This window comes from Caulobacter sp. GW821-FHT12F03, assembly GCF_058806855.1.
This window is the reverse complement of the sequence record NZ_JBXAQC010000004.1, coordinates 40,562-52,528: the sequence shown is the minus strand read 5'-3', so window position 1 is coordinate 52,528 and position 11,967 is coordinate 40,562. Positions and strand designations below refer to the sequence as shown.

Annotated in this window: 12 protein-coding genes; 1 reads left to right on the top strand and 11 read right to left on the bottom strand. The window is 69.4% G+C overall.

The genetic code is table 11. From position 1 onward, the window contains the following. Nucleotides 1-11 precede the first annotated feature (11 nt). From AC1RN0_RS11440 to cobS, 11 genes are all read right to left on the bottom strand, one after another. A complete protein-coding gene (locus AC1RN0_RS11440; RefSeq protein WP_492787559.1) occupies nt 12-743 on the bottom strand; it encodes a hypothetical protein in 732 nt (243 codons plus the stop codon). A 36-nt stretch (nt 744-779) separates the two neighbouring features. After that, nucleotides 780-1,532: an SIR2 family NAD-dependent protein deacylase gene (locus AC1RN0_RS11435; protein WP_492787558.1), complete on the bottom strand. Its 753-nt coding sequence runs from the start codon at nt 1,530-1,532 to the stop codon at nt 780-782. A 13-nt stretch (nt 1,533-1,545) separates the two neighbouring features. Then, a complete protein-coding gene (locus AC1RN0_RS11430; protein WP_492787557.1) occupies nt 1,546-2,931 on the bottom strand; it encodes a DUF6841 family protein in 1,386 nt (461 codons plus the stop codon). A 10-nt stretch (nt 2,932-2,941) separates the two neighbouring features. Then, the gene (locus tag AC1RN0_RS11425; protein WP_492787556.1) at nt 2,942-3,778 is read right to left on the bottom strand and encodes a hypothetical protein; all 837 of its coding nucleotides are present in this window, start codon (nt 3,776-3,778) and stop codon (nt 2,942-2,944) included. A gap of 65 nt (nt 3,779-3,843) precedes the next feature. Beyond that, nucleotides 3,844-4,944 carry a redox-regulated ATPase YchF gene (ychF, locus tag AC1RN0_RS11420; RefSeq protein WP_492787555.1) on the bottom strand — a complete coding sequence of 367 codons (1,101 nt, stop codon included), beginning with the start codon at nt 4,942-4,944 and terminating at the stop codon, nt 3,844-3,846. A 79-nt stretch (nt 4,945-5,023) separates the two neighbouring features. Then, the gene (locus tag AC1RN0_RS11415; protein ID WP_492787554.1) at nt 5,024-5,776 is read right to left on the bottom strand and encodes a tetratricopeptide repeat protein; all 753 of its coding nucleotides are present in this window, start codon (nt 5,774-5,776) and stop codon (nt 5,024-5,026) included. Between the two features lie 30 nt (nt 5,777-5,806). Beyond that, nucleotides 5,807-6,430, bottom strand: a complete 624-nt coding sequence (pth, locus tag AC1RN0_RS11410) for an aminoacyl-tRNA hydrolase (RefSeq protein WP_492787553.1) — start codon at nt 6,428-6,430, stop codon at nt 5,807-5,809. A gap of 92 nt (nt 6,431-6,522) precedes the next feature. After that, nucleotides 6,523-7,128, bottom strand: a complete 606-nt coding sequence (locus AC1RN0_RS11405) for a 50S ribosomal protein L25/general stress protein Ctc (protein ID WP_492787552.1) — start codon at nt 7,126-7,128, stop codon at nt 6,523-6,525. 126 nt (nt 7,129-7,254) lie between these two features. Beyond that, the gene (locus tag AC1RN0_RS11400) at nt 7,255-8,322 is read right to left on the bottom strand and encodes a hypothetical protein (RefSeq protein WP_492787551.1); all 1,068 of its coding nucleotides are present in this window, start codon (nt 8,320-8,322) and stop codon (nt 7,255-7,257) included. 251 nt (nt 8,323-8,573) lie between these two features. Beyond that, nucleotides 8,574-9,509 (bottom strand): ribose-phosphate pyrophosphokinase, encoded by a 936-nt coding sequence (locus tag AC1RN0_RS11395; RefSeq protein ID WP_492787550.1) that lies wholly within the window; start codon nt 9,507-9,509, stop codon nt 8,574-8,576. Between the two features lie 610 nt (nt 9,510-10,119). After that, complete coding sequence (cobS, locus tag AC1RN0_RS11390; RefSeq protein ID WP_492787549.1) at nt 10,120-11,124, bottom strand: cobaltochelatase subunit CobS; 1,005 nt, start codon at nt 11,122-11,124, stop codon at nt 10,120-10,122. A 71-nt stretch (nt 11,125-11,195) separates the two neighbouring features. Here cobS and AC1RN0_RS11385 point away from each other — a divergent pair, with 71 nt between their 5' ends. Beyond that, nucleotides 11,196-11,921, top strand: a complete 726-nt coding sequence (locus AC1RN0_RS11385; protein WP_492787548.1) for a phosphatase PAP2 family protein — start codon at nt 11,196-11,198, stop codon at nt 11,919-11,921. The last annotated feature ends 46 nt before the right edge of the window (nt 11,922-11,967 follow it).

Here is an 11,967-nt window from a genome sequence, read left to right as displayed (position 1 = left end):
ACTCCGGGGCTCTAGCGGGCTTTGAAAACGATGCAGGGGGTCGGCGGCCGCGGGCCATGGCTCGGCGAACCGAAGAACAGCGCATCAAACCGGAGCAGGCCGTCGCCTTCCACGGTGGCGCGCCCTTCCCAGTCGGCGTCGGTTGGGACGTGGTTGCCGCCGGTCGGCCGGAAGGTGATCGTCCCCGTCGCCGGGTCGAAACTGTAGTCGCCCCAGTAGTCGATGTACCGTTCAAACGGCTGCCAGGTCAGTTCGAACTTTCCGTCCGGCAGGAAGTGCAGCTCCATGATCGACGGATTGCCGACTGGACAGTCGGGGTCGCCGACCTCCTTCCAGAATCCGGTGAGCACGACCGCGTCGCGGGCGACGACCGTGAAGCTCGCGGTGACCGGCTTGCCGGCAAGGCGCGCCGAGACGGTGACCGGCGCGCCCGGCGGGGCGTCGGAGGCGATGGTCAGGCTCCGATGGTCGGGCGAAAGGGACGCGCGCTCCGGCGCCGAAACGGTCCAGCCCTTCAGGCAGTCGAGCGGCACCCGTCCGCCCCAGGTGTCCTCCTCACCGCCGACCGACAGCGCGCTGACCGCGAGCGTCGCGCCCTGCCGGGTGATCTCCGGCGTCAGGGCGAGGCGGTAGGAGTCGCCTTTTTCCAGCGTGCAGGAGTCGGCCGCCTGGGCGGCGGCGGCGCCGAACAGCACGGTGACGAAGGCGGCGAGGGCGGGGAGGAACGATCGGGAGACAGGCATGGATCGACTGAAACAGCCGTCGGCGTGGTCCGCAAGTCAGAGATTCAGGTCCGGCGCGATGGCCGTCAGCACCGGGCCGATCTCGTCGTGCAGCACCAGGTCGGCGTAGCGGTCCATGTCGGTGGCCTCGCGGTTGACGATCGCCAGCTGGGCCCCGTTGCGCTTGGCCAGCAGCGGGAAGCCCGCGGCCGGAAACACCACCAGGGACGAGCCCAGGACGAGGAACAGGTCACAGGCCAGGGTGGCTTCCTCGGCGCGCTCCATCTGGTCCTGCGGCATCGGCTGGCCGAACGAGATGGTCGCGGTCTTCACCAGCCCGCCACAGGACCGGCAGGTCGGGATTTCGCCGCGCTCGACGAAGGCAGGCTTCAGGTGGTGCAGTTCATGCCGCCGGGCGCAGCTGAGGCAGGTGGCGTAGCTGGCGTTGCCGTGCAGCTCGATGATCCGCTCGTCGGCGATGCCGCTGTCCTGGTGCAGGTTGTCGACGTTCTGGGTGATGACGGTCATCACCTTGCCCATGGCGACCATCCGGGCGACGGCGTCGTGGCCGGCGTTGGGCGCGCGGCCGACCCAGCCGGCCGAGCCGTTGAACACCCGCGTCCAGGCCTCGCGGCGCATGTCCTCGCGGGCGACGAAGTCCTGGAACTGGATCGGCTTCATCTTCGACCAGACCCCGCCGGGGCTGCGGAAGTCGGGAATGCCCGACTCGGTCGACATGCCCGCGCCGGTGAACACCACCACCCGCCGGGCGTCGTCGATCATCCGGGCCAGTTCCGCGCGTCGGCTCATGGGCGGGGGCTCATCAGGGCGCGAAGCTCGAGCGGGCCTTCACGCCCCAGTGGCCGTTCTCGCACGTCACGACATAGATCGAATCGAACCCGCCGATGACCGAACCGTCGGCGCGATAGCGGGTGAAACGGGTGTCGAAATGCACCTTGTCCGGCCCCGCGTGGATCACCGCCCGCCGCTCCCAGGCCGAGTGGTCCCAGTCGCTCAGCGCACCCTGCTCGAACATGGCCGGCTGGTGATAGCCGGGCTCGATGATCGCCAGCGTCCCGGACGCCAGCCGCACGCTGGGAAAGTTGAAGGTCTCTTCCCAGGCGGCCAGGTCGCGGGCGTTGAAGGCCGCCATGAAGGCGTCCAGCACACCCTGCGCGGCGGCGATGGCGTCGGCGTGATCGGTCATGCGACGCAGTTTGCGGGATCGCGCGCGGAAGCGGAAGGGGGGCGCCCGGGCGGCCTTGGGCGGCGCGCCCAGCGACCGCTGATAGCGCTTGAGCAGGTCGTCCTGGGTGACCTTCGGGAACAGGTAGCCCTCGCCAGCGGGCATTCCGCCGCTAACGGCGATGCGGGCGCGGCCGCCGACCTCGACCTGGTCGATGGTCACCCGGTAGCCGCTGGGCAGTTCGACCTGGGCCCGGCCCTGACGGTTCAGCTCGACGTCATAGGTCTTCACCAGCCGCTCGCCGCGCTGGCGCGGGTCGGGCGAGTCCGATCCGACGATCAGCGCCAGCTTGACCAGGCCGGGGCGGACGAAGCCGTCGTCGGCGATCAGCCCGCCGTGCACGCCCTCGTAGCGGACGGCGACATACTCACGCCGGTCGGTCGGCGGGTCGGTCGGGACATAGCTGACCGGCTTGCGCAGATCTTCGTCATGGCCCTTCGCGAAGGTCTGGAAGCCGAGATAGGTCGTGCTGTAGGGCGCCTCGAACAGGGCGTCGAACACCCCGTCGTTATTGGTGTCCTGGTAGCAGTAGTAGTTGTAGCCGGTCGACAGGTTGAACGCCGACAGGCGGCACCAGTACTCGCCGGCCTCGTCGCGCACCTGCCAGAGCACCGAGCCCACGTCGCCGTAATAGGCGCGGCGCGGCGCGGAGGTCAGTTTCACGGCCCGGGCCGGCGACACCCACTGGCGGAACAGCCGGGTCCCGGCCTCGACCGCCGTCGCCTCGCCGGTGAGCGTCACCGGTTCGATCTGCAGCACCGACTGGTAGGCCAGGGGCCGCGTCTGGCGCTCGAGGCGGGCGCGGACGGCGGGCGGGATCTCGTCCCAGCTGTGCGGGATCGGCCGCGGAGCCGCCTGAACGGGCGGCACGACCAGCACCGGCGGCGGCGGCGGCTTCGGCGGCGCGGCGGCGGCGACGGGCAGGGCGACGGCGCACAGCGCCAGGGCAAGAAGTCCGCGCATGGCGATCCCGTCAGTAGGTCACGACGTAGTAGTAGGTCGAGGTCGTCAGGACCATTTCCAGCGGCTGGATCTGGGCCGGCATCGCGCTTCGGACGCGGTAGCGCAGGTTTCCTTCCGGGGTCAGGCCGAGCACCGTGATCGTGGCCCCGTCCTGGCGCATCGTCTGCGGGCCGCCGGTGACGTTGAAGGTCTGGGCGCGCGTGACGCCCTCGATCTTGTCGCCGGTCATCATCGACTGGGTGATCGTCACCTGGGTGACGGGCGCGGGCGGCTCATCGCGCTTCACCTTGACCACCACCGGACGCCAGACGAAGCCCAGGTCGACCGTCGGCCCTTCCTTGTACGGCAGGGCGCTGTAGGGAATCGGCGCGGGCAGCTTCTGCGGCGGGCCCGGCTGGAAGACGAACAGCGGAATGCCGTTGAACGGCATGCCCGAGTTGCGGACGATCTCGAACGCCCCGTCGCCGTCGACGTCCTGGTAGCAGGCCGTCATGTCGTTGAAGAGCCATTTGACCGTCGAAGCGGCCACCGCGCAGTAGATCCAGCCGTCCGGCACCTTGACGCCGAACGTCTTGGTCCCGGCCGGGAAGGTCTTGGCCGAGCCCATGCCGAGCAGGCTGGGGGCTTCGGCGTCGAGCCGGGCGGCGCGGGTCGAGGTGACCGGCTGGGTCAGCAGGGAGGTTCCAGGCGCGGCCTCCCGCTCCTCGTCGGGCACGGACACCGCATTGACCACGAACGTCGTCCATGTGCGGCTGGTATAGGTCTGCGCGCCGGCGGGCGCGGCGCCCGGAAGGACCGCCGCAAGCACGGCGCCAGCCGCCAGTCCGGCGCGACCGAAGCGGTTCATCCTGACATCTCCCCCCAACACTGGAGGACATTATTCGCCGAGGCCGAGAGTGGCCGCAAGTGCGCCTAGACGTTGAACCGGAAGTGCATCACATCGCCGTCCTTGACGATGTATTCCTTGCCTTCGGAACGCATCTTGCCGGCGTCCTTGGCCCCCTGTTCGCCCTTGAAGGCGACGAAGTCGTCGTAGGCGATGGTCTCGGCGCGGATGAAGCCCTTCTCGAAGTCGTTGTGGATCACGCCGGCGGCCTGGGGCGCGGTGCAGCCCACCTCGATGGTCCAGGCGCGGGCTTCCTTGGGGCCGACGGTGAAGTAGCTCTGCAGCCCGAGCAGGGCGTAGGCCTCGCGGATCAGGCGGTTGAGGCCCGGCTCGTGCAGGCCGAGGGTCTCGAGGAACTCGGCGCGTTCGGCCGGATCCAGCAGGGCGATCTCGCTCTCGATCTGGGCCGAGATGACCACGCTCTTGGCGTTGTCGGCCTTCGCCCGCTCGGCGACCTTGTCGGAGAAGGCGTTGCCCTTGTCGGCCGAACCTTCGTCGACGTTGCAGACGTACAGCGCCGGCAGCGACGTCAGCAGCTGCAGCATGTGCCAGGCCTTGTAGTCATCCTTGCTGATCTCGGCCGCGCGGGCGGGGCGGCCGTTGCTCAGCTGCTCCAGGGCGATGTTGATCAGCCGCAGGGTGTTGGCGGCCTCCTTGTCGCCGCCCGACTTGGCCTTCTTCTCGACGTTCGGCTTGCGCTTCTCGAGGCTCTCGAGGTCGGCGAGCATCAGCTCGGTCTCGATGATGTCGAGGTCCGACAGCGGATCGATTCGCCCCTCGACGTGGGTGATGTCGGTGTCCTCGAAGCAGCGGGCGACGAAGGCCACGGCGTCGCAGTCGCGGATGTTGGCGAGAAACTGGTTGCCCAGACCCTCGCCCTTCGAGGCGCCGCGCACCAGGCCGGCGATGTCGACGAAGTTGATCCGCGAGGGGATGATTTCCTTGGAGCCGACGATGCTCGCCAGCACTTCCAGCCGCGGCTCGGGCACGGCCACGTCGCCGGTGTTCGGCTCGATGGTGCAGAACGGATAGTTGGCGGCCTGGGCCGACGCCGTCTGGGTCAGGGCGTTGAACAGGGTCGACTTGCCCACGTTGGGCAGGCCGACGATCGCGACTTTCAGGGCCATCGGTCGTCCGGGAAACAGGGGGAGGCGACGCTAGGTCGCCAGGAGATCGGCGGGTCTTATAGGGCTTTTCCGGCCAATCTCAACGCGAGGCGGCGCCCTGCAGTGCGGCGGCGGCGAAATCGCGCCAGCCGCGGGCCTCGCGGCGGAAATGGGCAGTCGTTTTCGCGGCCCGCTTGTCGATCTCGGCGAGGGCGTCCTCGGCCTCGGCGCGGCGTCCGGTCTCGACGAGGAAGGCCGCGTAGCGCGCCAGACCTTCGAGCCCCGGCAGGCGGCCGGCCGCCCACTGATAGGCTGTGTCAGCCTCGCTGACCCGCCCCAGCGCCTGGTAGGCGCGCCCCAGGGCCAGGGCCGCCGCCGGCGTGCGTCCGGCGTCGCCCTGCTCGCCCAGCCGCTCCAGCAGCGTCAGGGCCTCGGCCGGGCGGTTCAGTTCGATCAGCGCCCGCGCGCGACCCAGCAGCAGGGTGGGATCGTCCGCATGCACCCCGACCAGCGCCTCGCCGTAGAGTTGCTCGGCCTCGTCATAGCGGGCCAGCGCCATGGCCGCCGCGCCCATGCGCATGCGTGCCCCGACGGTCGGGCTGTCGTCCAGCGCGGCCCTGGCCGTCCGGTATTCCCGCTCGGGATCGAGGGCCTGCTGCGCGGCCTGGCCGATCCGCCGCGCGGCCGAACCGCCCATCAGGTCGGGGAGCAGCGAGGTCAGGGCGTAGACGAGACTGCCGAGGAAGGGAAAGGCCAGCAGGATGAACATCCAGTACATCGGCCGGCCCGTGCGCATGACATGGACGCACAGGGCGATGGCGATGAGGTAGGAGAATCCGAAGGCGGGAAGCATGGCGCTACTCTGACGCGAGCGGAGCCGCCGTCAATCACTCTCGCGCGGCGATTTGCGCGGGTCGGCCTTGGCGGCCGGGGCCAGGCGCATGACCTCGGCCTGGTAGCGGTCGTCGTCGCCGGCGGCGGCGAACGGCAGGGCGTCGGCCAAGGCGTCGAGCATCGGATCGAGCCAGACCCGGTCGACCTTGTGGAAGTCGCCGAGCACGTAGTGCATCACCGCGTCCTTGTCGCCCGGATGGCCGACGCCGATGCGCGCGCGGCGGAAGTCGGCGCCGACCTGGGCCGTGACCGAGCGGATGCCGTTGTTGCCGGCCGCGCCGCCGCCCGTCTTCATGCGGAAGCGTCCGGGGGCGAGGTCGATCTCGTCATGGAAGACGATCACATCGGCCGGCTTGAGCTTGAAGAAGCGCACGGCCTCGCCGACCGAGCGGCCGCTCTCGTTGTAGAAGGTCTGCGGCTTGAGCATCAGCAGCTTGACCGGGCCGGCCGGGGTGTCGACCTGGCCCTCGCAGGCCAGGCCCTGGAACCGCGCGCGCCAGGGCGCCGTGGCCCAGCGGCGGGCGATGGCGTCCATGGCCATGAAGCCGACGTTGTGGCGGTTCTTCTCGTACCTGGCCCCGGGGTTGCCCTGGCCGGCGAGGATCAGCGTCATGTCGATCTCCCTGCGGCGATTGCGGGCGGGGGCTCAAACGAAAACGGGCGAGCCAAGGCCCGCCCGTTTCCAGATCACGTTGCGAGGCCGTATCAGGCTTCGGCTTCGCCTTCGGCGGCGGCTTCGGACATGCCGGCCGAGGACACCTTCAGGGTCGCCAGCACGAAGTCGCGGTCGGCGATCGCCGGGGTCACGCCCTTGGGCAGGGTGATGTCGCCGATGCGGATCGTGTCGCCCAGGTTGGACTTCGACAGGTCGAACACCAGCTCTTCCGGAATGGCGTCGGCCGGGCAGTTCAGCTCGACGTCGTGACGCACGATTTCCAGCGAGCCGCCGGCCTTCAGGCCCGGGCAGATGTCCTGGTTCTTGAAGTGCACCGGGATGGCGATGCGGATGGTGGAGCCTTCCTCGACGCGCAGCAGGTCGAAGTGGATCGGCTCATCCGTCACCGGGTGGAACTGGATGTCCTTGGCGATGACCGGCTGGCTCTCGTCGCCGTACTTCAGCGTCACCAGGTGGCCGTGCAGCTGGCCGGTCTGGAGCGACTTGCGGAACTCGTTGGCCTTCACCGAGATCGAGACGGGGCCCTTGGGGCCGCCGTACAGGATGCCCGGCACCTTGCCGGCGCGGCGGGCTTCACGGGCGCCGCCCGTACCGGTGCGGTCGCGGACTTCGACGTTCAGGACGATCTCGGCCATGGTCTTACGGTTCTCAAAACGAAGTCGCCGCGGCAGACAGTTTCCGCGCGGCGACGGTCGGTGAATTCAGGGTGGGGCTCGATACACGCTTTCAGCGGACGGCGCAACGCCGCCCGCTGAAGAGTCTTAACGGCTGACGGCGGGCTTCTTGGCCGGCGTCGCCGCGGCGGTCTTCTTCTTCGGCGTGGTCGGCGCCACGACCGGCTCGCGGATCGGTTCGGGCGGCATCGTCGCCCCCGACCACTTCACCATGCAGGAGCCGGTGTCGATCAGGATGTGCTGGCCGAGACAGAAGATGTCCTCGTAGTGCGGCTTGGACACGGCCAGGCACTGGTAGAGGTTCAGCTTGGCCATGTTCAGGCAGTAGGCGGCGTTCGGCTCGGCCGAGAGGGTGGTGATGGCGTCGAGATTCTGGTCGCCGGCCTCGCCGATCGCGGCCAGGGCGGCCAGGGTCAGGCCGCGCACGACCAGCGGCGACCAGGGCGGCGGCGCGCTGGAGGCGGTCAGGCCGAGCGGGGCGGCGGCGGCGGGGCCGGTGCTGGCCTGCTGCAGCAGCATCACGTCGGCGGCGTCGCCTGACATCGGCGAGGACGACAGCGACTTGGCGGCGATCAGCCGGCCCTCGCGGTCGGGCACCGAGGCCTTGGACCAGGCGCTGTGCTGAACCGAGTAGGCGGCCTGTTTCACGGCGCGGCCGTTGATGACCATCCGCTGGCCTTCATTGCCCAGGGCCTGGAGGATCAGGCCGGCGGCGCTGTCGGCGCCCGGCAGGACGGTGGCCATGTTGGGGTTGGCGATCAGCTGGTCGCGCATGGCGAGGCGCTGCGCCGGGTCGGCGGCCACCTTGCGCAGCTCGGCGACGAAGGTCGGGTCCTGCAGCGCCACGATGGCGGCGTAGGCCACGGCGCCGCGCAGGAACTGCTTGGGCTCGTAGGCCGCGGCGGTGCGCAGGGAATTCTGGATCTGCTCGCCGCTCTGGAAGTCCGGCGAGATGGCGTTGGCGCGCGTCATGTAGCCGCGCCAGGCGCTGGCTTCCTGGATCAGGCTGGGCGCCAGGGTGATCGGCGGCGGCGGCGGCGGCGCGGGCGGCGCGGGCGGCAGCGCGGGGGTCACGGGCGTACAGCCGCCGAGCACGGCGGCCAGGGCGAAGGCGGCAAGCGCCGGCGCGAAACGCGCAGGAAGGAGGTTTGTCATGAAGGCAGCTTCCCCGTCACACCCGGACCAAGTCAATACAACGCGCCTGAGCGGCGAGAATGTGACGCCGCCGCCCAGAGGCTCTCTTAGCACGGGAAGGTTGGGGGAGGGGTAAACAGATCGGGACCGAGATGAAGGGGTTAGGGAATAGGGGCTAGGGGTTAGTTGGAGCGCTGGCGCGGCGGGCTCCCGGCAGAGCCTTCTAGCCCCTAGCCCCTAGCCCCTAGCCCCTAATCCTTGGCCCCTACGCCCTAGTCGAACAGCTTCGACACCGACTCCTCATTGGCGATGCGCCGGATGGCCTCGCCGATCAGGGGGGCGCAGGAGACGGCGCGGATCTTCTTGCAGGCGGCGGCGGTGTCCGACAGCTCGATGGAGTCGGTGACCACCAGTTCCTTGAGCACCGAGGTGGCGACCCGCTCGGGCGCGGCGCCCGACAGCACGCCGTGGGTGACATAGGCCGAGACCTCGGTCGCGCCGTGCTCGGTCAGGGCCTTGGCCGCGTTGCACAGGGTGCCGGCGGAATCGACGATGTCGTCGAACAGGATGCAGCGGCGGCCGGAGACCTCGCCGATGATGTTCATCACCTCGCTCTGGCCGGGACCCGAGCGGCGCTTGTCGACGATGGCCAGGTCGGCGGTCAGCCGGTTGGCCAGCGCCCGGGCGCGCACCACGCCGCCGACGTCGGGCGAGACGATCAGCAGGTCGTCGGTCTTGCCGTAGCGGGCGCGGATGTCCTGGGCCAGCAGCGGCACCGGCAGCAGGTTGTCGGTGGGGATGTCGAAGAAGCCCTGAATCTGGCCGGCGTGCAGGTCCATGGTCAGGACCCGGTCCGCCCCGGCGCGGGTGATCAGGTTGGCCACCAGCTTGGCCGAGATCGGCGTGCGCCCGCCCGTCTTCCGGTCCTGCCGGGCGTAGCCGAAGTAGGGCAGCACCGCCGTGATCCGCCGCCCCGACGCCCGCTTCAGGGCATCGATGCAGATCAGCAATTCCATCAGGTTGTCGTTGGCCGGGAAGCTGGTCGACTGGATGACGAACACGTCCTCGCCGCGCACGTTCTCGTCGATGGTGACGAACACCTCGTTGTCGGCGAACCGCCGCACCTGGGCCCGCGTCAGCGGCATGTCGAGATATTCGGCGATCGCGGTCGCGAGCGTACGGTTTGAGTTGCCTGCAAGCAGCTTCATCGGACGACTCTTCGCGCTGGGGACGTTGGGCGGCTTCTAGCAGGGGAGACGCAACGGGCAAGGCGGATTCGCCCCCGTGACGGCGGGGAAGTCCCGGGAATCTTTCAGCCCGTCCCCGGATCGGGAGTGGCGAGGGGAAATTCGTCCCTGGGCGGGGGATCGGGACCCGCCGCCGGGACGGCTTCGCCCGCAGAGGGTAGCTGTCCCTGTGTTCCGGGCGTTGTTGGGGACCGCTACGCTTCGCGAAGCCGTCCCCGGGGCGTGCCGAGCGCTCGTCATGCCCACAGGATAACCCCGCGCCGAACACTGAGAGGTCGGCGGCGGCATTTTGAGCGCGGGAGTCTTCAGGATGTCCCGCCTTGTCCCGGGAGTATTGGTCCCGCGAGTCTCGCACGTCGGGAGCGTGCGGGCGCGGTGCGGGCCTGTGCCGCGACGCGCGGCGGATACCCCCCAATGCCGCTCATCCCGGCGAAGGCCGGGACCCAAGCTTTTTCAGAGCTTCGGCTCATGGAGCAGGCATGGCGAGCGGCCAACCGGAAGGGCGAGCCGCTGCGTCAAAAACACCTGGGTCCCGGCCTTCGCCGGGATGAGCGGAGTGTGTGGGAGCCCCTTAAGCCACCTTCACCCGCGCCGCGCTCTCCGGAAGGTCCTCGCCGAACGCCCGCTGGTAGAACTCCGCGACGGTCGGCCGCTCCAGTTCGTCGCACTTGTTCAGGAAGGTCATGCGGAACGACAGGGCCAGATCCCCGCCGAAGATTTCGGCGTTCTGGGCCCAGGTGATCACCGTGCGCGGGCTCATGACGGTCGAGATGTCGCCGTTCATGAAGGCGTTGCGGGTCATGTCGGCGACGCGGACCATGGCGGCCAGGGTGCGGCGGCCTTCCGGGGTGGCGTAGCGCGGGTTCTTGGCCAGCACGATCTCGGCCTCGGCGTCGTGGTCGAGGTAGTTGAGCGTCGTGACGATCGACCAGCGGTCCATCTGGCCCTGATTGATCTGCTGGGTGCCGTGATAGAGGCCCGTGGTGTCGCCCAGACCGATGGTGTTGGTCGTCGAGAACAGGCGGAAATAGGGGTTGGCGCGGATCACGCGGTTCTGGTCGAGCAGCGTCAGCTTGCCGCCCGCTTCCAGCACGCGCTGGATCACGAACATCACGTCCGGGCGCCCGGCGTCGTACTCGTCGAACACCAGGGCCATCGGCCGCTGCAGGCACCACGGCAGGATGCCTTCGCGGAATTCGGTGATCTGCTTGCCGTCCTTCAGGACGATGGCGTCCTTGCCGACGAGATCGATGCGGCTGACGTGGCTGTCGAGGTTCACGCGGACCATCGGCCAGTTCAGCCGGGCGCAGACCTGTTCGATGTGCGTCGACTTGCCCGTGCCGTGATAGCCCTGGACCATCACGCGGCGGTCGAAGGCCAGGCCCGCGACGATCGCCAGCGTGGTCTGCGGATCGAAGCGGTAGGACTCGTCGAGGTCCGGCACATGCGGGTCGCGATGGCTGAACGCCGGGACCATCATGTCGGAGTCCACGCCGAAGACGTCGCGGATGGAAACCTGCTTGTCGGGGACGAGGCCCAGCAGGGGGTCGGAAGCGGTGTCGATCTGGTCAGCCATGATGATTGACCGATTAGCGCCTTATCAGCGTTCAGCAAACATTCGTTCGAGGAAAAAACGGTGCAGGCGACATGATCGACAGGCGACGAATGGGCGCATGGCTGGCCTGGGCGCGGCGTGAGGTCGGGCTTCTGGCCGGTCTGCTGCTGCTGGCGGCCGGGGTGCAGGCCTTCCTGGCCATCGCCGACGAGGTGTCCGAGGGCGAGACCCGGCGCCTCGACCTGGCGGTGCTGCTGGCGCTGCGGTCGCACGGCGATCCGTCGACGCCGCTGGGCCCGGCCTGGCTGACTACGGCGGCGATGGACGTCACCGCGCTGGGCTCGGTGACGGTGCTCAGCCTGACGGTGCTGTTCGTCGCCGGGCTGTTCGCGGCGTTGCGGCGCTGGCGCGAGGCCGGGATGCTGGTGCTGGCGGCCGGCGGCGGGGTGGCCCTGAGCCAGGCGCTGAAGGCGCTGTTCGGCCGGGCCCGGCCGGATGCCGCGCTGCATCTGGTCGACGCCATCAACGCCAGCTTTCCCAGCGGCCACGCCATGCTGTCGGCGGTGGTCTGGCTGACACTAGGCGCGCTGACCGCGCGGTTCGTCAAGCGGCGGCGGGTCAAGGTGTTCGCGCTGGTCGGCGCGGCGGCGGTGACGCTGCTGGTCGGGATCAGCCGGGTCTATCTCGGCGTCCACTGGCCGAGCGACGTGCTGGCCGGCTGGTCGCTGGGCGCCGCCTGGGCGCTGGCCTGGTGGCTGGCCGCGCAGGCGGTGGATCGGCGGTGGCCGGTCAGGCCGCCTGTGTCAGCCGAGGGGTAGCAGTGTGGGTGGTTCGAGACGCTCGGCCGGGGCCTCGCGCCTCACC

Excerpts from the sequence above, each read along its gene's own strand:
- AC1RN0_RS11385 (WP_492787548.1), top strand. The coding sequence starts at position 11,196 with ATGATCGACAGGCGACGAATGGGCGCATGGCTGGCCTGGGCGCGGCGT.
- AC1RN0_RS11400 (WP_492787551.1), bottom strand. The coding sequence starts at position 8,322 with ATGACAAACCTCCTTCCTGCGCGTTTCGCGCCGGCGCTTGCCGCCTTC.
- AC1RN0_RS11430 (WP_492787557.1), bottom strand. The coding sequence starts at position 2,931 with ATGCGCGGACTTCTTGCCCTGGCGCTGTGCGCCGTCGCCCTGCCCGTC.
- ychF (WP_492787555.1), bottom strand. The coding sequence starts at position 4,944 with ATGGCCCTGAAAGTCGCGATCGTCGGCCTGCCCAACGTGGGCAAGTCG.
- AC1RN0_RS11415 (WP_492787554.1), bottom strand. The coding sequence starts at position 5,776 with ATGCTTCCCGCCTTCGGATTCTCCTACCTCATCGCCATCGCCCTGTGC.
- cobS (WP_492787549.1), bottom strand. The coding sequence starts at position 11,124 with ATGGCTGACCAGATCGACACCGCTTCCGACCCCCTGCTGGGCCTCGTC.
- AC1RN0_RS11440 (WP_492787559.1), bottom strand. The coding sequence starts at position 743 with ATGCCTGTCTCCCGATCGTTCCTCCCCGCCCTCGCCGCCTTCGTCACC.
- AC1RN0_RS11395 (WP_492787550.1), bottom strand. The coding sequence starts at position 9,509 with ATGAAGCTGCTTGCAGGCAACTCAAACCGTACGCTCGCGACCGCGATC.
- AC1RN0_RS11405 (WP_492787552.1), bottom strand. The coding sequence starts at position 7,128 with ATGGCCGAGATCGTCCTGAACGTCGAAGTCCGCGACCGCACCGGTACG.
- AC1RN0_RS11425 (WP_492787556.1), bottom strand. The coding sequence starts at position 3,778 with ATGAACCGCTTCGGTCGCGCCGGACTGGCGGCTGGCGCCGTGCTTGCG.
- AC1RN0_RS11435 (WP_492787558.1), bottom strand. The coding sequence starts at position 1,532 with ATGAGCCGACGCGCGGAACTGGCCCGGATGATCGACGACGCCCGGCGG.
- pth (WP_492787553.1), bottom strand. The coding sequence starts at position 6,430 with ATGACGCTGATCCTCGCCGGCCAGGGCAACCCCGGGGCCAGGTACGAG.